The sequence below is a fragment of the Lacinutrix sp. Bg11-31 genome (assembly GCF_002831665.1).
In the GTDB taxonomy this organism is placed as follows: domain Bacteria; phylum Bacteroidota; class Bacteroidia; order Flavobacteriales; family Flavobacteriaceae; genus Lacinutrix.
In genome coordinates, this window is record NZ_CP025118.1 from 1,810,404 (window position 1) to 1,834,097 (window position 23,694).

Here is a 23,694-nt window from a genome sequence, read left to right on the forward strand (position 1 = left end):
CTACAATCCTAAAACGGCTTCAGGATTAACAGTATTCTCTTTATAAAAATCTAAATCTATTAAAGAGCTTACTCCTGGATAATCGCCAACTTTATCTTGTATATCTATAATAATTTGAAAATGTAAATGTGGAGCATAATCTCCGTTTACCTCAGCTCTACCTAAATAAGCAATAGCTTGTCCTTGACTTATCTTCTCTCCTACTTTTAAGTTAGATAAAGATTCGCGAGACAAATGTCCATAAAGTGTATAGAACACAAAGCCATCTAACTCATGTTTTAAGATAATAGTTGGACCATAATCGCCATAATTAGTATTATCATTAAAACTATCTACTTCGCCATTAAAAGCTGCTAAAATAGATGTTTCTGCCGCTATCCATAAATCTAAACCAATATGAATATTGCGTTCGGTTTCAGGATTAGGGTTATTAAAATAATCGCTACGATTATAAATACCACGTTTTTCCAGATAACCACCAAAGGCTACTTTTTTGTTTCTTTTATTAAGGTAATTGGTAATATAGGTGTCCCAATCTTTAGAAGATGAAATATCGAAGTTTTGTAAGTCTGTATTAGCTTCAGATAAATCGATTGGTGTGTAGTCACTTTTAGAAATGGAAGCATCAATTACACATATATTTTGTGTAGCTAAAGCTGCCAACCGTGTTTTGAAGTCTGTTGAATTCATAATTAATACGTAAAAACGATCATTACTATTGAACTCAAAAATAAAATTTATTCAGCAATAACGTTGCTATACTTTGCATTAATTACAATGGTTTTATTAGAGTCTCCATTGTTTGGGTTATGCTTTATTGTTTTATTGTTTGTTTTCTCTTTATTAAATTTCGATTGATTGCCTTTAAAATACAATTTATAGTTTATTGCTTTTGGAAGGTTTAAAAGCGCATCGCTATTCTCTAAAACAATATTAAGGTTATTAAAATCTTCTGCAATATTCTGTACATATAAATCTCCAAAACTGCCATCTATAACAGAGTTTCCACTTAAATTCTCGATATCAATATTAGAAGACACCGCATTAAGCATTAAATCTTTAGCCGATTTAATACTAGTTTTAGAAGCATAGTTTAGTTTTAAAGCACCTTCATTCCATGATTGAATAGACGCATTAGAATATGAAATATTGATGGAAGCGTTGCTTCCATCAATACTATTAGCTAAAAATTTACCATGAGAAATAGTAATGTCTGGATTACTAATTACAGATGCCATTTTAAGCTCTCCATGTCTAACATCAAGCTTTAATTTGGCTTTTTTAGGCATTTTAATCTTTATGGTTTTTATTAACTCATGTGTTTTATTAGAGCTCTCAAAAAGGTTTTTAGATTTCGAATCTCCAAACGCTTCTTCCATTTTTTCCTCGAAAGCCTTACCAAACTCTTCTCCCCATTTTTCCATTGCTGGTGCTAGTTTTTCTTCAAACTGTTTACCAAAGTCTTCTCCCCATTTTTCCATTTTCTTCTCGAAATCTTTACCAAATCCTTCTTCGATAGCTTTTTCAATATCTTTCCCAAGGTTTTCTCCCCAATTTTCCATGCCTTTCTCAAACGAATCTAAGTCCGATTGTTTGATGCTTTTAGCCCATTGGCGCATTTCGTTTTCATACTCTTCACCATATTCTTTTCTGTACTTTTTACTCCAAGAGTTTAAATATGGCTCACCTTCTTCTTGATATTTATCAAAATCGAAATCCATGTTATAGTTACCATCTGGAGATTTTGGAATGCGTAATACGTTTAAAGCTTCAGGCAAATCTTTTAAAGATTCTAAGCTGCTTAAGCCTTCTAATAAAGGACCTAAGTTTAAATTAAAATCCATATTAGATAAAGCTTCAATAGATTCTTCGTTTAAAATATTAACACTCATATCCTCTGTCCAAAGTCCTTGCGAGCCTTTAGAGCGAATTGTTATTGCATTACCTTCAGTTTCGATATCTAAATCCCAAGATTTCAAGGCCAATTTAAGATCTTCTTTGCTTAATTTTTTACTTTCAATATAAGCTTCAATCTCTACGTAATCTTTATTCCAAGTATCTACCTCGACGTTGGTGTGACTAGCATCTAAATAGATTGTAGACTGTTTACTTGCCTTTACTGTTTCCTTTGTTTTTGTCAATCTGTTTTGCGCTAAGGCACTACAGGTTACAAAAAAACAAAGCATGCTGATATATATATGTTTCATGTTTTTATTTTTTTGATTTGTTGAATTCATTTTCAACATTAAAATTGATTAGCATTTACCGTATTCAAGTCCTTTAATTGTTCTTTTAAACGATACATTAAGTTTAATCTTAATTTTAAATTACTAATAAGCGCATCTACAGTTAACTCGTCTGGACCTTCGTTTGTAAGCTCTATATTTAGACGTTTGTATTCTGCTTTAAGCTCGTCTAATCGTTTTACATAACCATCAAACAGTTCTTTGTTTTCTGGTGTTAGTTTTACTTTAGACAGTTCTATATTAATATTAGCGAGATAATAATCTTCAACCTTTTTTAAGTCTGGAGAAATATCTCCAATTGTTTTTGTTTCAATAGGTGCTACATCTGTAACGGTAATACCTTGGGTGTTTTCGGCATTAAAAAATTGAAAACCTCCAAAACATAAACCTAAAAACACAACAACACTTGCTGCAATAGACAGCCAATTAAATTTCTGTTTTTTCTTTTCTGGCAAAGCCGTTTCTAGTTTGTTTAGAAAACGTACTTCGTGACCAGATGGCATGCGTTCTGTAGACTGTTTGTTGTCTGCTTCAAAAAGGTCTCTAATATCTTTCGCCATAACTCTTATGTTTTAGTAATTCTTTTAATTTCACTTTTCCTCTAGACAATTGTGTTCGTGATGCAACTTGTGTTATGTTTAATATTTCGGAAATCTCCTCATGGTCGTAACCTTCTACTAAAAACAACATTAACACATACTTGTACTTGTCTGGCAGGTTATTAATTGCTGCTTTAATCTCGTCCAGAGTTGTTGTATCGTCCACCAACCAACTGTTATTCTCATTAGTATCGATCACTTTTAAATGAACGTCTTCTAACTCAACCAAACGCTGCTTTTTTAGTTTGAGATAATCAATACTTTTATTAATAACAATTCGTTTTAACCAAGCTCCAAAAGTAACATCGCCTTTAAATTGATGCAGTTTCGAAAATGCTTTTATAAAAGATTCTTGTACTACATCTTCTGCCTCAGCGGTGTGGTTTACAAAACGTTTTGCAATACAATACATACCATCACAATACTGATTGTATAATTGCAATTGTGCCTTGCGATTGTTTTGTTTACACAATTCAATAATATTTAATTGAACGACTTTCACTTATTGGTTTTTGGTTAGTTTATTTTCGAACTGATTAAACAAGTTCACATTAAAGACGACACAAAACTTAAGATGTTGCAAAAAAGTTTCATTTTTTTATAAAGATAGCAACAAAAAATATTAAAATAGCGTTAAGATATTGACCAACGTTGACTTTTGCAGTATCTTTATTTTTTTAATGAATCCTAACAAATTTCCCTATGAAACGGTTTATCGTTTTTTTACTTGCTATCATTTTTGTTATTGTTGGCTATTTCTACTTTACTAAAACTGGCCTTTTTGTAGAACGTAAGAGTCCTAAGAAAACAGTAGTCTTTACGGTCGATGATTTAAAATTAGAAATTTTTTATAACAGACCATCAAAACGGAATCGTGAAGTCTTTGGTGCATTAGTACCTTTTAACGAGGTTTGGAGAACTGGTGCAAACGAGGCGACTACTTTCGAAACTAATAAATCTTTAAAAGTTGGAAACGACTCGCTTCCTGCTGGTAAATACACACTTTGGACTATACCTAACGATACCTCTTGGAATGTAATGTTTAATGCAAAACAATATAAATGGGGAGTTGACGAGACAATGAAGCCTATGCGCATTCCAGATTTCGACGTTGCTAGTTTCTCTGTTCCTGTTCAAAAATTAGATAAACCTGTAGAGCAATTTACTATCGCTTTCGATAATTCTACAGACAACCTATCCTTAACTATGGCTTGGGATGTTGCAAAGGTTGTTGTGCCACTTAAGTAAGTATTTAGTTGGCAGTCTTACTCAAAATGGATAAATAATAAATTTTAAATATAAGGTTTTTGCTTTCGCGGAAATAATAAGAAATGGCTAATAAAAAATCAGCATTAAAAGAAAACGATGGTATTTCTAATCCAGAAATAACCAGCGATAATGCTATTTCAAAAATTAAAGAAAGCAGAAGACATAAAAAAACAACAGATACTTTAGTCAAAGCTATTTTAGAAGGAAACATTACAGCATTAAGTCAATCTATTACATTAGTAGAAAGTAAAAACACCAAACATTTAGAACAAGCTAATGCTATTATAAAAGCGTGTTTACCTCATGCTAACACATCTATTAGAATAGGAATAACAGGTGTTCCTGGTGTTGGAAAGAGTACTTTTATAGAAGCTTTTGGATCTTATTTAACTAGCATTGGTAAAAAAGTAGCTGTCTTGGCTGTAGATCCAAGTAGCTCGATTACTAAAGGCAGTATTCTTGGTGACAAAACGCGAATGGAAGATTTAGTGAAAGATGAAAACGCTTTTATTAGACCAAGTCCTTCCGGAACCTCGCTTGGTGGTGTTGCAAGAAAAACACGTGAATCTATTATTTTATGTGAAGCCGCAGGATTCGATACCATTATTATTGAAACCGTTGGTGTTGGCCAAAGTGAAACTGCTGTACATAGTATGGTAGATTTCTTTTTATTACTAAAACTCGCTGGTGCTGGAGACGAACTGCAAGGCATAAAACGTGGTATTATAGAAATGGCAGATGCTATTGCTATTAATAAAGCCGATGGAGACAATGCTAAACGTGCTAAATTAGCTAAAGTTGAGTTTAATCGTGCATTACATTTGTACCCAATAAAAGCATCTAAATGGCAACCAAAAGTAATAACATGTAGTGCTATAGAAAGCCAAGGTATTGAAGAAGTCTATAATATGATTATGGAATACCTAAAACTAACAACAGATAACAACTATTTCTATTCTAAACGAAACGATCAGAATAAATTCTGGTTAATACAGACTATTGAAGACCAACTTAAAAGTGATTTCTTTAATAATACTGAAATTAAAATAGAACTAAAAAAACAACTAGAGCTTATTGAAGCGCACAAAACTACACCTTTTGTTGCTGCTGAGTATTTATTGGGATTAGGCTAATTGCTTACAAGCTTGAAGTAATAGATTCTACTTTGGTTACAAAATTTACACAATCTGATGTTGCACTTCATTAAAGTAATAAACCTATAGGTTGTCATTAAAAAAACTTGTCTTTTTTTCTAATTTAAAACAAGGTTACAGTAACACTAACCTTCACTAAAAACATAGTAATTTCTTACTATTTAATAAAAACTTCCGCATCTTTGTTTGAAAATAGATTACTGTGGATTTTAAAAATAAAAAACTGATTATATTCGATTTTGACGGCACGCTTATTAACAGCATTCCCGATTTAACTTTGGCTGTTAATAAAATGCTATTACATTATAATGTATCACCATTAACAATAGAAGAAGTCACTCCTTTTATTGGTAATGGCGCAATGCCACTTGTAAAACGTGCTTTAAAAAAAGCAATGCCAAATAAAGAACTTACAGATGCTTTTTTAGAAGAAGCATTTACTATTTATTTTTCGGCATATACAGCAGTAACTTGCGATAAAACTTTTATGTATCCTGGTGTTTTTGACACCTTAACCAAACTAGATAAAAAAGGCTATAAAATGGTGATTTGTACTAATAAACCATATAGTTTTATTGCACCTATTTTAGAAAAACTAGAGATAAAACATCTTTTTAAATCTTGGATTGGAGAAGACTCTTTAACTACAAAAAAACCAGATGCAGCGCCACTTTTACATTTAGCAAAAACACAAGAAGTAGCTATTGAAAACTGCATTATGGTTGGTGACTCTAAAAACGATATTCTTGCAGCGCAAAATGCAAATATGGAAAGTATTGGAGTAAGTTATGGCTATAATTATAACGAAAACATTGCCGACTACAATCCTACAATGGTAGTTGATTCTTTTACAGATTTAGAAGTGCTTTTTTAGTATGACTATTAATCATGATATAGGTATTATAGGAGGAGGTGTTTCGGGAGTTGTAATCGCCTTAAAGCTATCCGAATATGGAATAGATACTATTTTATTTGAAAAAGAAGAAAGCGTGGTAAATGGTCCGCCATTTTGCCATTTACATGCTGGAGGAAATTTGTATCCAGATATTTCGGACGAACAATGTAGAATCCTCTTAAAACAATCGATAGAAATGGCGCGACTATTTCCGCAGTCTATTGACGAAAGACCTACATTTATAAGTATTCCTAAAACTGAAAAATACGCCGTTTCTCAAATTGAAAACCGACTAGATATGTTGGTGGATTATTATAAAACATTAATTGCTGAAGATCCAGAAAATGAAATTCTTGGTGCTCCAGAACACTATTATAAACTTTATAATAAAGCAGACTTACAAATTTTAGCAGAACAACCTACAACTGCTGTCCCAAATACGGCAGATGAATGGATGTGCAACGCTATTAAATTAATAGATTATAATCTTTTAAAAACGCCTGTAATTTTAGTACAAGAATACGGATGGAATTTTTTTAGATTAGGAGCACAAGCACAATTAGCCTTAAACAGCTCTAAAGAATGTAATTTAAAAACAAATACTTTTGTTACAGATATTAAAGATGTTAGACCTAAAAAACTAGATCATAATTGGGAAATACATACTAAAGACAACATTTACAAGGTTAAATATTTAGTTAATTCTTCTGGGTTTAAAACAGGAGAAATAGATAATTCTTTACATTTAAAATCCGAACGTTTAATTGAGTTTAAAGCTGCTTATGTTTCAAAATGGCAGCCTATTTCTGGATTAATTCCAGAGTTAATTTTTCATGGAGAACGTGGCACACCACATGGCATGGCACAACTTACACCATATCGCGATGATTATTACCAAATTCATGGTATGACTAACGATATAACGCTCTTTAATGATGGCATAGTACAATCTAAAACCAATGATGCCCAACCTGAGTTTCGTTCTGAAATTGAACAAAAACTGTCTCGTGCTTGGACTCAAAAAGATATAGAAACAAGAACCAATAACGCTATTGCTTTTGTGGGTAAATTTGTACCTTCATTTAAAAGTGCAACTGTTGGTGGACCTCCATTATATGGTGCGCAACAAATTTTTGGTGACGACCCAAATTTAAGAGTTGGAGAAGTTCGTTTTCCAAGTAAATTTTATGCGCGTAGCGAAATTATTAAAGCCTCTTCTGCATTAACGGTTGCAAACCAAATTATAGAAAAAATTGTAGAGGAAGGTATTGTAGAAAAACCATTAAAGGAATTGCCTACTGCTTTATTAAAAAGCATCTCGAAAACAGACATTGATGCTTTAGCAGGAAAGTTTGCAGTAGATAGAGGTTATCCTGAAGCGTTATCAAAATTGGTTATTGATAAATAGTAGTGGTTTTTGTTATGCACTACCCATACTAAATTGGTCGCTTTACTAAGCTCTTGTTTTGATTTACTTTATCAGAAAAAACACTAACTTCGTTTGACATCTGATAAAAAACATTGAAATTGTTTTTTATTGATGAAATATTGTGTGCAATTAGAAAAAAAACATTAAATGACTGACATTTTTCCAAAATATGAAGTTTTATATAGTGATTTAAGAAGTCATTATATTGGGTATTATTTAGCCTCACGTGAATTTAAGTTATATATGAACTCAATTAACGAGTTTGATTCTTGGAAGAATATTTTTCAACAGGTAGAATCACAACGCTCTTATATTTCACTTGGAACTGACCACGAACCTGGAGATGCAGCTGACACTTTGGGTTTTTATTTAAATGAATTAGATAATAATCCAGAACTGGAGAGCCTCATTTCTAATATTATTGCAAAGTTTATAGATTTCAAAAAGGAAGAGACTGATTTCTCTGACATTATAGAAAGCATAAAAGGAGTAGGTTTCTCTTCTGAAAACATAAAAATTATAGAGGAAAGTTTTGAAGAACATAAAAAGAAAGTATTTCCTAAAAAATCAGTTGAAAAAAGTAAAACAAAAACTAACTCATCAAATAATAACAACAATGTTTTTATAGTTCACGGACATAATGAGGAAATTCAAAATAAAGTTGCAAGAGTTCTTGAAAAGCTTAAACTAAAACCAGTAATACTAAACGAACAGTCAAATGAAGGGCTAACAATAATTGAAAAATTTGAGAAACATGCTGATGTATCTTTTGCTATAGTTTTACTAACTTTTGATGATTATGGGAATGTAAAATCAAAAGAGTCAAAAAACAAAAGAGCAAGGCAAAATGTAATCCTTGAATTAGGATATTTTATTGCGAAATTGGGAAGGAAAAATGTTTTACCGCTCTATGAAAATGAAGTCGAGTTACCGAGTGATATGTCAGGTATTTTATATACTAAGATTGATGAATCTGAAAACTGGAAATTCAGACTTGTTAAAGAACTGAAATCTGCTGGATTTAAAGCGGATGCCAATGATATATTATAAAACTGCACACAACAACGCAATAAAAAATAGCGGTTTTAATGCTTAAACAAAAGATAAACAATAAAATAAAGGTCAGTTATAAACCGAAAAATTAGAGCGTAAAACCTACTACTTTTCATATACAAGACCGTTAAACGAACATTTTATAAATCCATAAAAAAGCACAGCCTTAAACTGTGCTTTTTACTTTTCTATTCTTTAATACTCATAAAAAATATTAGTGATCTCTTAAATATCAAGTCAACTATAAAAAATTAGCCTTATACCATTCTACTTGAGCTTTCACGACTTCCAACAATGTCGTTTTGGGATTATAATTTAAAAGCACCTTTATTTTATTAATAAATGCGCCTAAAGACCCAAATATTAAAAGAAAAAACAAGTGGGAATAGTATATAATTAAGGTTAAATAGTTCGCTTTGCAATGCTACCATTTTACTTGACTTTGTCATTTTTTTAGGCTAACTTCGTTTAACGTATGATATAAAACATTGAAACGATTTTATATCAACGAGACAACGTTGGCAACAATTAATGAAACTCAGAAGAAAAACAAAATACAGAATCCTAATTTCGATTCTCATTATACTAATCTTAAGTCTGATATATAATAATTATCTTTCTTCAGAAGCGTATATAAAAAAAGTTACTGGAATAAACCTTCCTTTCTGGACAGTAACAAATGAAACTGCAATGATGGAAGTTGCAGTTATAGGAAAATTTCAAATACCTGAAAATAAAGTGGACGGATTTATTTCTGAAAACAATTTAAAAAAACTGACTGATGATTCTGATGTCGGAATTGGTTTTGATTATATTCTCAAAAAGGAAAATAGAATACAAAACAAAAATGGGGAATGGTTTAAATATAAAGACTGTGAATCCGGAAACGTTTGGAAAATTCTATTCAATTCTGACACTAGAGACCTATGGGTATTAGTTCAATATCCTGATATGGCAGGCGATGAACCTCCTTGTAATAAAAATAAGAAATAACAGTTGCCAACACCGTATAAAAATAATGCTTAGTTTAGTGCTTAATCAAGAGTCCGTGCACTTTTGTTACGTCTGATTTTCCTGCGGAAAATCCTCGCACACAAAACCGCACTATTCTTATACATAAACGTTAAACGAACCTTCCCAAAATCCATAAAAAAAACACAGTCCTAAAACTGTACTTTTTACTTTTCTATCTTTTAATACTCAAAAAAAATTAATAAAATCCTTAGTGATTTCTTAAATATCAAGTCAACTACAAAAAATTAGCCTCATACCATTCCACTTGAGCTTTCACACCTTCCAACAATGTAGTTTTAGGATTATAATTTAAAAGCGCTCTAGCCTTATCAATATTCGCTTTAGTACGTAATTGATCTCCTGATCTAGCAGCAACATTATTTATTTTAATAGATTTTCCTATTACTTGCTCTACAGTATTTATCCCTTCTTGCGTAGTATGCTCGACTTCTGTACCAAGGTTAATAATTTCTCCATTAACTTTAGCTTCGTTACCAATAACACTTACAATACCATCTATAATATCTCCAACATAAGTAAAACTTCTTAAATGCGAAGCACTACCATTATATAAAGGAAACTGGGTATTATTAAAAGCGCAAGCAATTAATTTTGTGTACATTTTTTCTGGACGCTCACGTGGACCAATTACAGAATACAAACGCAAAGAACACGATTGAAACCGTTTTTCTCTACTTTTTTGAAGCACTAATTGCTCTGCTGTTAATTTGGTTACTCCATAAAACGATGCAGGTTTTGGTGCTGTAGTTTCTGGAAAGGTAGCTTCTAACCCATAAACCGAAGAGGTACCAATATTAACAAACAGCTTTAAATCTTTAAGACTTGCAGCATAATCTATTAAGTTTTTAGTAGCAATAATGTTATTGGTTAAATAATCTTCAAAAGTAGAAGAAGGCGAAATGCCTGGCTGTGCAGCAAAATGAAAGATATAGTTAATGTTATTAGGGAGCATTTCCGCGAAAGCGTTATCACGCAAATCTTGCTTAACAATAGTAATACCTTTGTTGTTAAGTGCTTTTTCGTTTAACTGTTTTAACTCTAAGCTGTAATAGGCATCGAAATTATCTAAACCAATAACATCGTGGCCTAAACTCTTTAACCTTTCACAAGCGTGAGAGCCAATAAATCCAGCTGCTCCAGTTACTAATATCTTCATATTTAAAATTCTACAATCACAAAGAAACATATTTTATTTGATACTCATTTTCTATTCTTAAAAAAACGATACATTTGTAGTACTATTTAGCTTATTTATGACTTACCAATTTACCATCGTTGTTCCTGTTTATAACGAGGAAGACAATTTATTACGTGTTGAAAAGGAGCTTTTAGCTTACACGAAAATAGCAACAAAATCTACCAAAATTTTGTTTGTTAACGATGGCTCTAAAGACAAAAGCCAAACACTAATTGAAGACATTTGTAATAGAAATCCAGAATTTACTTTTATTGCCTTTAAAGAAAACTGTGGTTTAAGTGCTGCTGTTAAAGCTGGTTTTGACTATACAGAAACAGAATTGATTGGTTACATAGATAGCGATTTACAAACGGCACCAAGCGATTTTAATTTACTTTTAGAACATATTGGAACGCACGATTTAGTAACTGGTGTTCGAGCAAATAGAAAAGATAGTTTTGTAAAAAACATGAGTTCTAAAATTGCAAATGGTATTAGAAGAAGTTTTACGCATGATGGTATGGACGATACTGGTTGCCCATTAAAAGTTATTAAAACAGATTTTGCTAAACGTATTCCAATGTTTAGAGGTTTACACCGATTTTTGCCTGCCATGATTTTGCTGCAAAACGGAACCATTAAACAAATTCCTGTGCAACATTTTCCACGCGTTGCTGGAGAAGCTAAATTTGGTGTTTGGAACAGGTTAATTGGTCCTTTAATGGATTGTTTTGCTTACCTGTGGATGAAGAAAAAGTATATTAATTATACTGTAGCTAAAAAGAGTTAATGAGTGATTGGATAATATATAGCGTTGGGTTTTTAGCTCAAATTTTATTTTCGTCGCGATTAATTATCCAATGGATTTCAAGTGAAAAAACAAAGCGTGTTGTAACACCTACTTTATTTTGGACCTTAAGTTTAATAGCGTCTTTCCTCCTTTTTATTTACGGTTATTTACGCAACGACTTTGCAATTATGCTTGGTCAAGCACTTACCTATTTTATATACATTAGAAATTTACAACTGCAAAAACAGTGGGAAAAAATTCCAGTAGTTTTACGTTATGTCTTACTATTTATGCCTCTGTTTATCACTGTTTTCTATTTTAACAATAACAGAATAGATGTGACTATTTTCTTTAAAAATGAAGACATTCCGTTTTGGTTACTAACTTTAGGTATTGTCTCTCAAGTCATTTTTACACTGCGTTTTGTTTACCAGTGGTTGTATTCCGAAAAACAAAAAAGTTCGGCTTTGCCATTTGGGTTTTGGGCTTTAAGTTTAATTGGTTCGCTTTTAATTTTAACTTATGCTATCTTTAGACAAGATCCTGTGCTTTTTGTTGGGCATATTTTAGGTACAGTAATTTATATTAGAAATTTAATTATTCTAAAAAATCAAGATGTTTAAAGCGCTTAAAAAATATCCCATACTAGTTATATGTTTGTTTGTTGCGGTTATGTTACTTCCAAATTTAGACGCTTTACAGATTTCTATTATGGAAGCGAGAAACTTTATTACTGCTCGCGAAATGATAACCAACGACCATTGGTTGTTAACCACAATGAATAACGTTGCACGTTACCAAAAACCACCTTTACCAGCTTGGTTTTCGGCTTTAGGTAGTATTTTATTTGGAACTAAAAGCCTTTTCGGCATGCGATTACCAGCCGTTTTAATGGTAATGCTTGCTGGTAGTTTTATGTATTATTTATCAAGAACTATTTTAAAAAGTAGAGCGCATAGTATTATTAATGCTTTAGTTTTAATCACTTCTTTTTATGTAATTGGAATTACTTTTGAAGCGCCTTCAGATATTTTTACACACGCTTTTATGCTTGTGACTATCTACTATTTCTATGAAAATTTTAAAATTGAAACTACCAACTGGAGATATGCTGTTTATTCTGGAATATTTTTAGGTCTTTCTATTTTATCTAAAGGTCCTGTTTCTATTTACGCTTTATTAATTCCGTTTTTAATTGCCTATGGTTTTAGTTTTAAATACAAAAACATAAAACAAAAATTACCCTATATACTAAGTGCAATTGTATTAGGTTTAGCTATTGGAAGCTCTTGGTATTTGTATGTTAAATTAAAAGACCCAAACGTTTTAAACAGTACTGTTGCAAAAGAAACAGGCACTTGGAAAAGCTATAACGTTAGACCATTTTATTATTACTGGAGCTTCTTTACACAAAGTGGCCTTTGGACTATTCCTGCTTTTATATCCTTATTATATCCTTACCTTAAAAACCGTGTAAGCCACTATAAAGCTTATAAATTTAGTTTACTTTGGACAATTATTGCAGTGATTTTATTATCTGTTATACCAATGAAAAAATCGCGCTATCTAATGCCTGTTTTAATTCCGTTGGCTTTTAATATTGGTTTTTATATAGACTATTTAATCCGAAAGTTTAAAGTATTAAAAGACAAGCGCGAGACACTTCCTGTTTATTTTAATTTTGGGTTAATTGGTATTTTAGGTATTGCTTTTCCTGTAGTAATGTTTGTACTTTTTAAGGCAGAATTACAGAATCATTTACTAACATTTATAATAGCTTCGATTGTTCTATTTGTTATTGGTGTATTGATTTTGTTTCAGCTAAAAGCAAAAGACATTAAAAACGTATTTCTACTTACAGTCCTCTTTTTTGCTTCGGTTTTTATTTTTGTATTGCCACTTTCCAAAGCTTTTAAAAATGAAAACTTTAGTAGTCTTTCTAGTTTAAATGAAGAAAACCAACAACGTAGCATCAAACTATATGCTATTAATTACATTGCTCCAGAAACCATTTGGGATTACGGAAACGTTATTCCTGAAATTAGGCAAGAGGCTAAAGGTTATGTGTTTCCGTTGGAAAACAAATTTGGAATTCTTGTATATAAAATGAGTGCAGAAAACGAAGCCGAAATACGTGCTAATTACGAAGTAGAAGAAATGACTACTTACGATTTAAACTACTTCGGAAGCGCTTCGAACCAAAACAATCCACGTTTAAAAAGCGTGTTTTATATACTAACTAAGAAATAGAAGCGCGTTTTAAAATGTACTTTGCTAGTTTATAGAAAATAAATCCTGAAAACACACCAAATAGCATTCCAGAAACAATATCTAACGGAAAATGCACTCCAACATAAATTCTACTGTAAGCCACTATAACACTCCAAGTAACTAGAATAAATATTAGCTTTTTATAGTATGGTCTTAATAATAAACCTGCAAATATAGCTGCTGCCATAGTATTTGAAGAATGTCCAGAAAAGTATCCATATTTACCACAATATGCGGCAACCATTCTCATTCTATCCATTACACCTTCTGTTCCGCAAGGTCTAGAACGCATAAATCCTCTTTTAAATTGATTTGTAATTTGATCTGTAAATGTGACCATTAATACAATTACCAAGATCATTAATAACATGCCTTTTAATCCAAATTTTTTGAACATTAAAAACAATAAAACCGCGTAAAGTGGTGCAAAAGTAAATTTATGAGTGATTATAAGCCACAAATTATCCCAAGTTTCACTTCCTAAATTATTAAGAAATAAAAAGAGTTCGTGATCTAATTCTATTAATTGTTCTAACATTTACTTTAGTTTTCGTTTAGTTAAAAGAGGTTACCAAGTCGCCAAAAATGCGCCTTTAAATCACAGTACGCTTAATCGTCGTAACGTGCTACTTCTCTATCGTAAAAAGCTGTTGCTTCTGCAATCATGTTTTCAGTTTCCATTTCAAGTTCTTTTTGGTCGTGCTGATCGAAATCTTCTAACCATTCCACCTCATCATCTTCAAGGTTAATAATAAACATTGGGAATTCTGTATGGATTACAAAAATAGCGTTTGGTAAATCTGTATTATCGCCTAGTATAAATTTTGGAAGTGTCATTTTTAGTTTTAAGTATTTAAAGTTATAAGTATTTAAAGTTTTTCTTACTCGTCCTTTGTTGAGTTAAAAGTGCCTAAAGTTTTAAGTGCTAAAAGTTTTTCTAACTCGAATAAATAAATTTTAAAGCTTATTTGCAATGGATGTAAAAATAGCTAAAAGTTCTTTAGCTTCTACTCTCAATGCTTTCAATTTTATGTTATCAGTAATTTTAAGTGTTTCAATTATTTCTAACCAATAATCAGTTTCACTAGCTTCAGCTAAACTAATTTTTATTTTATTTGTAAAATCTTTAGGACTTCTAGATCTATTCGCTTCACGATAATTTGCTCCAACACTTGTACCTGACTTTGCTAATTGGTTTCTAAGCACATTATTTTCAATAGAACTAGGCATACTACTCGAAAACTTCAGAATAGCAATTGCAAACTTAATAGTTCGTTTTTCTAAAATTTTTGCAAACTCTTTATTCGTCATATTTATTTAACTTTAAATACTTTAGGCACTTAACACTCTTAACTACTTATTGTTTTCAGATGCTATCAGCTTTTTTGTAAGATAGTTAAACCTAATGTATAATAAAATGGAAGCACTCGTTAAACCTGCTAATAAACCTAACCAAATACCAAAACTACCATAAGCATCTTCTTTTCCTAAAAACCAGCTTATTGGAAAACCTATTAACCAATAGGCAACAAATGTCATTATAGTTGGAATCTTAACATCTTGCAATCCACGTAAAGCCCCTAAAACAACCACTTGAATACTATCACTAATTTGAAAAATGGCTGCTGCCAATAATAACTGAGACGCTATTGATACCACTTCCATATTATCGTCGAAATTTACAACATCGTCAAAATCGACATAAATTCTTGGTAAATAGTCATGAAATAATGCGAATAATAGTGCAAAACCAGTAGCAAAAATAGCTCCTAAAAGAAATAACGAAAAGGCAATACGACGTAACTCGAAGTATTGTTTTAATCCTTTTTGGTTACCAACTCTAATCATAGATGCGACACTTAATCCCATAGCTACCATAAACGTCATAGAACTTAGGTTTAAGGCTATTTGATTTGCTGCTTGAGGATTTTTACCTAATAAGCCACTTAGCCAAATAGCGGCTGTAAAAATAGCGACTTCAAAAAACATTTGCATAGCACTTGGCGTCCCTAAACTTATAATTTTACGAAGCATTAACTTATCTAAAACAAATAGTTTTATGTTGGTAACAAATGCTTTCGACTTGTCTCTTTTCTTTAATAAATACCATAAATACCAAAGCATAACAAAACGCGATACTAAAGTTCCGTAAGCTGCACCAACCATTCCCATTTCTGGAAAACCAAATTTCCCGAAAATTAATAAATAGTTTAATAATACATTTATTAAGTTACCTATAATGGTAGCATACATTGGATACTTTGTCATAGACAAACCATCACTAAATTGTTTAAATGCTTGAAATATAATAAGCGGAATTAAAGAAAACGCCACTAAATTTAAATATGGAATAGCCAATTCTACAACCTCAATAGGTTGTTTCATTAAATACATTAATGGTTTTGCTAAAAGCACTAATAGGAATAATAAAACACCTAAAACCGAACATAAAAAAATACCGTGCTTTAATGCCGATTTTCCGCTTGCGAAGTCTTTAGCGGTATCAGATTCTGCAACTATTGGTGTAATTGCTGTACTAAAACCAATACCTATAGACATGGCAATAAACATAAAACTATTACCTAATGATACTGCAGCCAATTCTGCTGTACCTAATTGCCCAACCATAATGTTGTCTACAAAACTAACAAAAGTGTGCCCAAGCATACCTAGCATTACAGGTGCTGCTAGTTGCCAGTTATATTTAAACTCTTTAGTGTAATTACTCAATACCATTTGGCAAAAGTAATGCTTAGTTTTGGTTTGTATATTTTATTTTTTCTGAATTTTATATCTAAGAAATTATAGCAATACAAACGAACGTTCCTAATTTAAAAAACAATGGTGGTAATTTACCTTCCAGTAAAATACCACCATTAAATGTATTTAAATATTTATAATATTAAATGCTTTCTACAAATTTTAAGAAGACCTTTTTATGAAGCTCTAAATCTAAATTTGAAGATAAAGATGCACGAACAATATAATCCTTATCACCTTCCTTAGTTGTACCTTGAGTAGAAGTTGCTGGGATAGTCCAATAACATCCTTTTAGTTGGCCATAACTTACACAGAACTTACTTTCGTTAGGAATTTCTGTAATCATTAAATTGATTAACTTTAAATTCAATGCTCTTTTATAAGTCTCTCTTTCTTCATCTGTATTTCCTTTTGTTGGAAGATCTAATGAAAAAACTGAAGGTGTAAAGCTTTGTTCTGCTAATGCTTCAGATACAAAATTGATTTTTGCACCTGGTAAAGCATCATGAATAAAGTTTACAAACTCACGTGTGTTTTTATAAGCATCTACAATTCTTTGATTCATTGAAGGTAATTGCTTTGCTAGTATTTCATATTGAAAATCTGTAGCTTCATTATCGCAAAGTTCTAAATGCAATTCTATTTTCTCCATCAATGCAATAGTCTTCTTGTTACCAACACAGTAACCAGCAGTACATTTCCCACCACTTGGAAACTTAGAGCCACTAGCAAATGAAATGGCTCTTACTGAAGAAAGTATATCGTCTTCACCTAAAAAGTGAACATTTGGACAAAATGTTTGATCTAAAATAAACACAGGATCAATAGCAACTGCACCAGATTGCGTTTTACGTTCTTCACTTAAAACTGCTTTTAGTTCTATAAGATCTGGAACCTCAACTCTTGGGTTTGTTGGTATCTCTGCAATAATATAAGGTATCGCATCTTCTTGAGCTATTTTAGCTAAAACAGTAGCAATACTTTGTACCATATCGTTATCACCATCCACTAATAAATCTACAATCTCTACATTATCAACGCAAGCAGCAACACGTCTTGCTTGGTCATTTGTACCACCATAACAGTTAGGAGGCACTATAATTTTTATAGCTTTCCCTTTATGGTTTTCTAATGCATCGTGTATTAAACCCATTAAAATAGCATACTGTATAGACAATCCGCTTGACGCTACAAGTGGTTTTGTAACCGTACCTGTAACTTCTTTTATAGCATCTAAAACTAACGTTTTGTTTGCCGCTCTATCATTATTTTTATTCTCTACAGAAGAATGCGCAACTAATGCTTTTAAAGCAATAAGTGCATTATCAGGCGTTATTGCAATAGTTTCTCTTCTTCTTACATGTTGAATATCCGAAATATAGTTTTCGTTCTGTGCTCCATTGACTACTAAAACACTTCCAAGTTCTGGATAAAGGCTGATGAAAAAATCAACATTTGAATTAAGAGTAATAGTACCAATTTGGTTTTCTTCAGAAATATAAATTGTGCTACCATTAAACTTAGTAACCTCATCTATGCTTTCAACTTTTTTAAGTTCGAATTTATAACCGTAAACAGATTTTAAAATTTCAGCATTAAAATACGCTGGCAAATCTCCAATGTAAATAATTTGCGTGTTTTTATGCTCTAAAAGGTTTTTTCTTAAAATAGATAAAACAGGAACTGTTTGAGATGAAAAACTGATTACACTATTAGCTTCTAAACCGTTTAAATTAGCAATAGCCCATTCTAACACACAAGATAATGGATGACCCAATCTAATATAATCGTAAGCTGTTGGTAAATTACTTAAAGCTGATGTTTCAACATTATTATCGTTAAACAAACCTTCAAACTGTTCTAAAAACTCAGTTTTTGCCAAAGACTCATCGTAGATATCTAATCGGTGTGTTGTTAAGCTCAACCAATCGGTTGGCATATTTGTTAGTACATTTTCAATATAACTTAGCATTTTATTCTCTTTCATAATTTTCGTCCTTTAATTAGGAAGTTTTATAGTAATGTGATTACTCAGTAAAATAGTCTCTACAAAATTAATAGCTTACAAATTAACAGCATTAACCTTTGCTTCTTCAAACTCTAAAACCATTTCTTTTACTATTTCTGCAACCGATTTAATAGTATGTATTAATCCTGCAATTTGTCCGATTTCTAATTCGCCATCTTCCAAATCACCTTCAAACATACCTCGTTTTGCTCTCGCTCTACCTAACAATTCTTTAAGTTGCTCAGGTGTTGGCGCTGTTTTATAAAGCTCTTGCAATTCGTTAAAAAACTTATTTTTAACTAAACGTACAGGCGCTAATTCTTTTAATGTTAATTGTGTATCGCCTTCTTTAGCATCTACAACTACTTGCTTAAAGGCTTGGTGTGCACTTGATTCTTCGCTAGCAACAAAACGGCTTCCAACTTGTACGCCATCTGCTCCTAAAACCATGCAAGCTAACATTGCTTTTCCTGTAGCAATACCACCTGCTGCAATTAACGGAATTTGCAAGTGTTCCTTTACCATTGGTATTAAGGTAAGCGTTGTTGTTTCGTCGCGACCATTGTGTCCTCCAGCTTCAAAACCTTCGGCAACAATAGCATCTACTCCTGCATCTTGTGCTTTTAATGCAAACTTTACACTACTTACAACATGTACAACAGTAATGCCTCTATCTTGTAACCATTTGGTCCATGTTTTAGGGTTTCCTGCTGAAGTAAACACAACCTTTACACCTTCTTCTACAATAATGTCCATAATCTCAGGAACATTAGGATATAGCATTGGCACATTAACACCAAAAGGTTTATCAGTTGCTTTTTTACATTTTTGAATGTGTTCTCTTAATACATCTGGATACATACTTCCTGCGCCAATAAGACCAAGAATTCCAGAATTACTAGCGGCTGAAGCTAATTTCCAACCTGAATTCCAAATCATTCCTGCTTGAATAATTGGATGTTTTATATTAAAGAGTTTTGTTATTTTGTTTTGCATACGTATTATTTTGTTATTCCTGCGAAGGCAAGAGTCTTTTTAATTAAACGTGATTTTTAATACTGAAAATCTATTAGAAATTAAAAACCGCTTTGCTTTTTTTCTTCAAACCATCCGAATTTAACTAAAGTTAAATCCACCTTCCTTCGACTAAAAGAAGGAACTGACGTTATTAAATTATAATTTACAATCAATAGATTACTTCGTCCTTTGTCCTCGCAATGACATTAGCAAATTACTCCAGAACCAACCAATTCGTCTTCTAAATACCAAGCTACAAATTGACCTTCGGTAATTGCAGATTGTAAATTTTCGAACTCTACATATAAACCAGATTCTACTTTATGTAATGTTGCATTATCTAAAGGTTGTCTATATCTAATTCTTGCTAAAACACTTAAAGTCTCACCTGTTTTTAAAGCTAAATCTGGTCTTACCCAATGCAACTCTTCGTTAGAAACAAATAGTGCCTTTTTATATAATCCTGGATGTCCTTTACCTTGTCCTGTGTAAATTACATTCTCTTTTACATCGGTATCAATTACAAACAAAGGTTCTACTTTACCACCAACAGATAAGCCTTTTCGCTGACCTTTAGTAAAATAATGAGCACCTTGATGTTTACCAACTATTTCTCCATCTGTAACAGCATATTCTGCTTTTCTAGACAGGTACTCCAATTCTTCTATTTTAGAACTGAAAGACTTTGGAGCCTCATTATAATGTTCGTTATCTTTAGGGATTTCTACTATAACACCTTCTTTAGGTTTTAGCTGCTGCTGAAGGAAATCTGGCAAGCGTACTTTACCAATAAAACATAAACCTTGAGAATCTTTTTTATCTGCTGTAATTAAATCTGCTTTTGCAGCAATTTCACGTACCTCAGGTTTTTGAAGCTCTCCAATAGGAAATAATGCTTTTGCTAATTGCTCTTGAGATAACTGACATAAAAAATAAGACTGATCCTTATTATTATCTTGTCCTGCTAATAATTGAAAAACGTCTTCTCCATCCTTCTCTACAACACCTTTTCTGCAATAATGACCTGTTGCTACGTAATCTGCTCCAAGATCTAAAGCAATTTTCATGAACACATCAAACTTTATTTCTCTATTACAAAGTACATCTGGATTTGGTGTTCTTCCTTTTTCGTATTCATTAAACATATAATCGACAATACGTTCTTTGTATTGTTCGCTTAAATCTACAGTTTGAAAAGGGATTCCTAATTTCTCTGCAACCAACATGGCATCGTTACTATCGTCTAACCATGGGCATTCATCTGAAATTGTTACAGAATCGTCATGCCAGTTTTTCATAAAAAGACCAATAACATCATATCCTTGCTCTTTTAATAAATAAGCTGCAACGCTAGAATCTACACCTCCTGAAAGTCCTACTATTACTCTTTTTTTCATATTTATTTCCTAAAATTTAGGACTATTTTTATAATGACTGCAAAGATACAAGAATATATTTTTTTTGATACATATAATCTTTTTTTCAAAACATTACGTATATTCTGTTGAAGAGTTTAATAAAAAAGTTTAACAAAATATTTAAATATATTGTTTAATCTTTTTGTAGTTTAGTCAAACAAAAAAAATATTAACAAACAAAAAAATCAATTAACTATGAAAAATTTAAGAAAACTCCCTCTAGTTCTTTTAGTAGTAACCTTGTTTTGGTCTTGCAGTAATGACGATGATACAACTGCTATTGCAACAAGTCAAGAATTAAACATTGTTCAAACTGCACAAGCTACAGCAGATTTAAGCAGTTTAGTAGCCGCAGTTTTAGAAGCAGATCTAGCAACCACCCTTAGTGGCTCAGGACCTTTTACTGTATTAGCTCCAACAAACGCAGCTTTTTCCGAATTTTTATCTACAAATGGTTGGGCTAATGTTACAGAAATTCCAGATGCAACTTTAACACAAGTATTATTAAACCATGTAATTAGCGGTACAGTTGATGCTGCAACTCTAACAGCATTAGGCGTAGGTTACACTAACACTTTAGCAGATGGTGCTGGCGGAAATAAAATGAGCTTATACTTTGATACTTCTTCTGGTGTAACATTTAATAATCTAGGCACAGTTACTACAGCAGATATTTCTGCTTCAAATGGTACTGTGCATATTATAGACAAAGTACTTACTTTACCTAGTGTTGTAGATCATGCTTTGTCAAATGCAGGGTTTTCTAACTTAGTAGCTGCTTTAGGTGCTGCAGATGGAGATTTAGTAACTGCACTTAGTGGAACTGGACCTTTTACTGTATTAGCTCCTGATGACACTGCTTTTGGAACTTTTTTATCTGACAATGGTTTTGCTAATTTAGCTGCTGTGCCAACAGATGTATTATCTCAAGTATTATTAAACCATGTTATTAGTGGTGCTATCTCATCTACAGATTTAGTAGGATTAGGTAATGGTTATACAAATTCTTTAGCATCTGGAGCTGGAACAAATGCAATGAGTATTTACTACAATACAGATGCAGGTGTTGTATTCAATGGTATTTCTACAGTAACTACTGCAGATGTTGTAGGAACTAATGGAATTATTCATGCTGTAGATACTGTAATAGGATTACCAACAGTAGTCACTTTTGCAACTGCAGATCCAAATTTCTCAACATTAGTTTCTGCTTTAACAACCTTAACACCAGCAACAGATTTCGCAAGTATTTTATCAAGAACTGCAACTGGTAACGGTGATGGCATTGATCCTGATTTTACAGTATTTGCCCCAACAAACGATGCTTTTGCTGCGATTACTGTTCCAACTGATGAAGCTGTTTTAACAAGCGTATTATTACATCATGTTATAGGAGGAGCAAATGTGGCTTCAGGAGATTTAACTCCAAATGGAGATACTACTGCAACTAGTTTAGAAGGTGATAACTTAACAGTTACTTTACCTGGAACTGGTGCAAATATTGCTGATATGACAGATGGCTCTGGAAACACAGACATTGGTATTATTGCTGTAGATGTTCAAGCATCTAATGGTGTAATACATGTAATTAACAAAGTATTATTACCTATGTAATATACTATAAGTATTTTAATGAAAGGCTAACTCTTCGATAAGTTGATTAATAGCATTAAGTCCTTTTATTAAACTCAAAGCGCTTATAAAAATTTATAAGCGCTTTGTTTTTTTACTGTTTCTTATATGGGTTTTTACTGCGTCTAGTAAAGTCTTGTTCTTTTATAAATTTCCCGTCTTTATAAAATTTCCATACACCATGACGTCTATCTTTTTGGTAAACACCTTCTTGTTCAATTATACCTTTAGAATCATAAATCTTAGTTAGACCGTGTAATTCTCCATTAAGATAATTGAAAACTCTAATTAGTTTTCCAGATTCTGAAAACCATCTCGATTCACCAACTACAATCCCTGAGCTATAATTTTCTTGCTTTGCTAATTGCCCACTTAAGTAAAAGGTTTTCTTTAAACCTTCAAGCTGTCCTTTATTATCGTACAACTCTTCCGTCATTACAACTTTAGATTTGTTATGATAATAAACCCATTTACCAACATAAGTTTTACCGCGCATTTTTCCTTCGCTAATTAAATTTTTAGTTGAAGAGAAAAACTTAACATCTGCTAAATCACTATTTGCATTAAAAGTTCTTGTTGCAGTTAGTACAGATTGTCCGTCTATATTTTTATAAAATTTAAAAGTCCCTACTTCTTGGCCATGGTTAAACTCGCCTTCGTAGCGCAATACTTTTGTGCTTTCAAAGTTTTTACTCCATTTACCATGACGGTTACCATCTGCATCTTTTTTATTGATGTCTTGTGCAAAAGACATACTTGATACTAAGACTAGAATTACAATTATTAGTTTATTCATATTTTTAAATTAAATATTTAAGATTCTTCGTGAGCCTGTCTTGAGCGAAGACGAAAGGCTCTGAATGACAAAATGAATGTATTATTAACGGTAAAACTCTTACCGAATTGTATTAAACAAAAAAAACTGCCAAACTTTATTAATG

General features: G+C 32.0%; 23 protein-coding genes. 10 read left to right on the forward strand and 13 right to left on the reverse strand.

The features are described from left to right. The 4 genes from CW733_RS08145 to CW733_RS08160 are packed head-to-tail and all read right to left on the reverse strand — an operon-like array spanning position 1 to position 3,347. Positions 1–690, reverse strand: coding sequence for a peptidoglycan DD-metalloendopeptidase family protein (locus CW733_RS08145; RefSeq protein ID WP_100996725.1), 690 nt, complete (start codon positions 688–690; stop codon positions 1–3). 47 nt (positions 691–737) lie between these two features. Beyond that, the gene (locus CW733_RS08150; protein WP_157811560.1) at positions 738–2,207 is read right to left on the reverse strand and encodes a hypothetical protein; all 1,470 of its coding nucleotides are present in this window, start codon (positions 2,205–2,207) and stop codon (positions 738–740) included. Between the two features lie 38 nt (positions 2,208–2,245). Beyond that, positions 2,246–2,806 (reverse strand): hypothetical protein, encoded by a 561-nt coding sequence (locus CW733_RS08155; protein WP_100996727.1) that lies wholly within the window; start codon positions 2,804–2,806, stop codon positions 2,246–2,248. Beyond that, complete coding sequence (locus tag CW733_RS08160) at positions 2,790–3,347, reverse strand: RNA polymerase sigma factor (RefSeq protein WP_100996728.1); 558 nt, start codon at positions 3,345–3,347, stop codon at positions 2,790–2,792. The genes CW733_RS08155 and CW733_RS08160 overlap by 17 nt, the downstream gene beginning before the upstream one ends. A 200-nt stretch (positions 3,348–3,547) precedes the next feature. Between CW733_RS08160 and CW733_RS08165 the strand changes: the two genes are divergently transcribed. The 6 genes from CW733_RS08165 (at position 3,548) to CW733_RS08195 (ending at position 9,638) form a co-directional block, all read left to right on the forward strand. Next, entirely contained in the window at positions 3,548–4,093 is a 546-nt protein-coding gene (locus CW733_RS08165; protein WP_100996729.1) for a DUF2911 domain-containing protein, read from the forward strand. Positions 4,094–4,176: 83 nt separating this feature from the next. Then, on the forward strand, positions 4,177–5,247 hold the full coding sequence (meaB, locus tag CW733_RS08170; protein WP_100996730.1) for a methylmalonyl Co-A mutase-associated GTPase MeaB: 1,071 nt from the start codon (positions 4,177–4,179) through the stop codon (positions 5,245–5,247). 223 nt (positions 5,248–5,470) lie between these two features. Continuing rightward, on the forward strand, positions 5,471–6,142 hold the full coding sequence (locus CW733_RS08175; protein ID WP_157811561.1) for a phosphoglycolate phosphatase: 672 nt from the start codon (positions 5,471–5,473) through the stop codon (positions 6,140–6,142). Position 6,143: 1 nt separating this feature from the next. Further along, positions 6,144–7,571, forward strand: coding sequence for an FAD-dependent oxidoreductase (locus CW733_RS08180; RefSeq protein WP_100996732.1), 1,428 nt, complete (start codon positions 6,144–6,146; stop codon positions 7,569–7,571). Between the two features lie 168 nt (positions 7,572–7,739). After that, the gene (locus CW733_RS08185; protein ID WP_232730413.1) at positions 7,740–8,642 is read left to right on the forward strand and encodes a TIR domain-containing protein; all 903 of its coding nucleotides are present in this window, start codon (positions 7,740–7,742) and stop codon (positions 8,640–8,642) included. 534 nt (positions 8,643–9,176) lie between these two features. Beyond that, positions 9,177–9,638 (forward strand): hypothetical protein, encoded by a 462-nt coding sequence (locus CW733_RS08195; RefSeq protein WP_100996733.1) that lies wholly within the window; start codon positions 9,177–9,179, stop codon positions 9,636–9,638. A 256-nt stretch (positions 9,639–9,894) separates the two neighbouring features. Here CW733_RS08195 and CW733_RS08200 read toward each other — a convergent pair whose 3' ends face one another. Further along, positions 9,895–10,836, reverse strand: coding sequence for an NAD(P)-dependent oxidoreductase (locus tag CW733_RS08200; RefSeq protein WP_100996734.1), 942 nt, complete (start codon positions 10,834–10,836; stop codon positions 9,895–9,897). A 97-nt stretch (positions 10,837–10,933) separates the two neighbouring features. On the opposite strand from CW733_RS08200, the gene CW733_RS08205 reads away from it, so the two are divergent. The 3 genes from CW733_RS08205 to CW733_RS08215 are packed head-to-tail and all read left to right on the forward strand — an operon-like array spanning position 10,934 to position 13,897. Further along, entirely contained in the window at positions 10,934–11,647 is a 714-nt protein-coding gene (locus tag CW733_RS08205; RefSeq protein ID WP_100996735.1) for a glycosyltransferase family 2 protein, read from the forward strand. Continuing rightward, a complete protein-coding gene (locus CW733_RS08210) occupies positions 11,647–12,270 on the forward strand; it encodes a lipid-A-disaccharide synthase N-terminal domain-containing protein (protein WP_100996736.1) in 624 nt (207 codons plus the stop codon). The genes CW733_RS08205 and CW733_RS08210 overlap by 1 nt, the downstream gene beginning before the upstream one ends. Then, positions 12,263–13,897: a glycosyltransferase family 39 protein gene (locus CW733_RS08215; RefSeq protein WP_100996737.1), complete on the forward strand. Its 1,635-nt coding sequence runs from the start codon at positions 12,263–12,265 to the stop codon at positions 13,895–13,897. Before CW733_RS08210 ends, CW733_RS08215 begins: the two co-directional genes overlap by 8 nt. Here the strand turns inward: CW733_RS08215 and CW733_RS08220 are convergent. From CW733_RS08220 to mnmA, 7 genes are all read right to left on the reverse strand, one after another. Beyond that, a complete protein-coding gene (locus tag CW733_RS08220; protein WP_100996738.1) occupies positions 13,887–14,456 on the reverse strand; it encodes a phosphatase PAP2 family protein in 570 nt (189 codons plus the stop codon). The genes CW733_RS08215 and CW733_RS08220 overlap by 11 nt on opposite strands. A gap of 71 nt (positions 14,457–14,527) precedes the next feature. Further along, positions 14,528–14,755: a hypothetical protein gene (locus tag CW733_RS08225; RefSeq protein WP_055448771.1), complete on the reverse strand. Its 228-nt coding sequence runs from the start codon at positions 14,753–14,755 to the stop codon at positions 14,528–14,530. Between the two features lie 120 nt (positions 14,756–14,875). Further along, a complete protein-coding gene (locus tag CW733_RS08230; RefSeq protein WP_100996739.1) occupies positions 14,876–15,229 on the reverse strand; it encodes a four helix bundle protein in 354 nt (117 codons plus the stop codon). 42 nt (positions 15,230–15,271) lie between these two features. Continuing rightward, positions 15,272–16,654: an MATE family efflux transporter gene (locus CW733_RS08235; RefSeq protein WP_100996740.1), complete on the reverse strand. Its 1,383-nt coding sequence runs from the start codon at positions 16,652–16,654 to the stop codon at positions 15,272–15,274. 166 nt (positions 16,655–16,820) lie between these two features. Further along, on the reverse strand, positions 16,821–18,665 hold the full coding sequence (locus tag CW733_RS08240; RefSeq protein WP_100996741.1) for a PLP-dependent transferase: 1,845 nt from the start codon (positions 18,663–18,665) through the stop codon (positions 16,821–16,823). A 75-nt stretch (positions 18,666–18,740) separates the two neighbouring features. Continuing rightward, positions 18,741–19,682 carry a nitronate monooxygenase family protein gene (locus tag CW733_RS08245; protein WP_100996742.1) on the reverse strand — a complete coding sequence of 314 codons (942 nt, stop codon included), beginning with the start codon at positions 19,680–19,682 and terminating at the stop codon, positions 18,741–18,743. A gap of 227 nt (positions 19,683–19,909) precedes the next feature. Continuing rightward, complete coding sequence (gene mnmA / locus CW733_RS08250) at positions 19,910–21,100, reverse strand: tRNA 2-thiouridine(34) synthase MnmA (RefSeq protein WP_100996743.1); 1,191 nt, start codon at positions 21,098–21,100, stop codon at positions 19,910–19,912. Positions 21,101–21,316: 216 nt separating this feature from the next. Between mnmA and CW733_RS08255 the strand changes: the two genes are divergently transcribed. Continuing rightward, positions 21,317–22,735: a fasciclin domain-containing protein gene (locus CW733_RS08255; RefSeq protein ID WP_100996744.1), complete on the forward strand. Its 1,419-nt coding sequence runs from the start codon at positions 21,317–21,319 to the stop codon at positions 22,733–22,735. A 112-nt stretch (positions 22,736–22,847) separates the two neighbouring features. On the opposite strand, the gene CW733_RS08260 is transcribed toward CW733_RS08255, so the two are convergent. Continuing rightward, positions 22,848–23,549: a toxin-antitoxin system YwqK family antitoxin gene (locus tag CW733_RS08260; protein WP_100996745.1), complete on the reverse strand. Its 702-nt coding sequence runs from the start codon at positions 23,547–23,549 to the stop codon at positions 22,848–22,850. Positions 23,550–23,694 lie beyond the last annotated feature (145 nt).

What these genes read in the sequence shown, in the direction of transcription:
- CW733_RS08145 (WP_100996725.1), bottom strand. Translation starts at nt 690, where the DNA reads ATGAATTCAACAGACTTCAAAACACGGTTGGCAGCTTTAGCTACACAA.
- CW733_RS08150 (WP_157811560.1), bottom strand. Translation starts at nt 2,207, where the DNA reads ATGAAACATATATATATCAGCATGCTTTGTTTTTTTGTAACCTGTAGT.
- CW733_RS08155 (WP_100996727.1), bottom strand. Translation starts at nt 2,806, where the DNA reads ATGGCGAAAGATATTAGAGACCTTTTTGAAGCAGACAACAAACAGTCT.
- CW733_RS08165 (WP_100996729.1), top strand. Translation starts at nt 3,548, where the DNA reads ATGAAACGGTTTATCGTTTTTTTACTTGCTATCATTTTTGTTATTGTT.
- meaB (WP_100996730.1), top strand. Translation starts at nt 4,177, where the DNA reads ATGGCTAATAAAAAATCAGCATTAAAAGAAAACGATGGTATTTCTAAT.
- CW733_RS08180 (WP_100996732.1), top strand. Translation starts at nt 6,144, where the DNA reads ATGACTATTAATCATGATATAGGTATTATAGGAGGAGGTGTTTCGGGA.
- CW733_RS08185 (WP_232730413.1), top strand. Translation starts at nt 7,740, where the DNA reads ATGACTGACATTTTTCCAAAATATGAAGTTTTATATAGTGATTTAAGA.
- CW733_RS08195 (WP_100996733.1), top strand. Translation starts at nt 9,177, where the DNA reads ATGAAACTCAGAAGAAAAACAAAATACAGAATCCTAATTTCGATTCTC.
- CW733_RS08200 (WP_100996734.1), bottom strand. Translation starts at nt 10,836, where the DNA reads ATGAAGATATTAGTAACTGGAGCAGCTGGATTTATTGGCTCTCACGCT.
- CW733_RS08205 (WP_100996735.1), top strand. Translation starts at nt 10,934, where the DNA reads ATGACTTACCAATTTACCATCGTTGTTCCTGTTTATAACGAGGAAGAC.
- CW733_RS08210 (WP_100996736.1), top strand. Translation starts at nt 11,647, where the DNA reads ATGAGTGATTGGATAATATATAGCGTTGGGTTTTTAGCTCAAATTTTA.
- CW733_RS08215 (WP_100996737.1), top strand. Translation starts at nt 12,263, where the DNA reads ATGTTTAAAGCGCTTAAAAAATATCCCATACTAGTTATATGTTTGTTT.
- CW733_RS08220 (WP_100996738.1), bottom strand. Translation starts at nt 14,456, where the DNA reads ATGTTAGAACAATTAATAGAATTAGATCACGAACTCTTTTTATTTCTT.
- CW733_RS08225 (WP_055448771.1), bottom strand. Translation starts at nt 14,755, where the DNA reads ATGACACTTCCAAAATTTATACTAGGCGATAATACAGATTTACCAAAC.
- CW733_RS08230 (WP_100996739.1), bottom strand. Translation starts at nt 15,229, where the DNA reads ATGACGAATAAAGAGTTTGCAAAAATTTTAGAAAAACGAACTATTAAG.
- CW733_RS08235 (WP_100996740.1), bottom strand. Translation starts at nt 16,654, where the DNA reads ATGGTATTGAGTAATTACACTAAAGAGTTTAAATATAACTGGCAACTA.
- CW733_RS08240 (WP_100996741.1), bottom strand. Translation starts at nt 18,665, where the DNA reads ATGAAAGAGAATAAAATGCTAAGTTATATTGAAAATGTACTAACAAAT.
- CW733_RS08245 (WP_100996742.1), bottom strand. Translation starts at nt 19,682, where the DNA reads ATGCAAAACAAAATAACAAAACTCTTTAATATAAAACATCCAATTATT.
- mnmA (WP_100996743.1), bottom strand. Translation starts at nt 21,100, where the DNA reads ATGAAAAAAAGAGTAATAGTAGGACTTTCAGGAGGTGTAGATTCTAGC.
- CW733_RS08255 (WP_100996744.1), top strand. Translation starts at nt 21,317, where the DNA reads ATGAAAAATTTAAGAAAACTCCCTCTAGTTCTTTTAGTAGTAACCTTG.
- CW733_RS08260 (WP_100996745.1), bottom strand. Translation starts at nt 23,549, where the DNA reads ATGAATAAACTAATAATTGTAATTCTAGTCTTAGTATCAAGTATGTCT.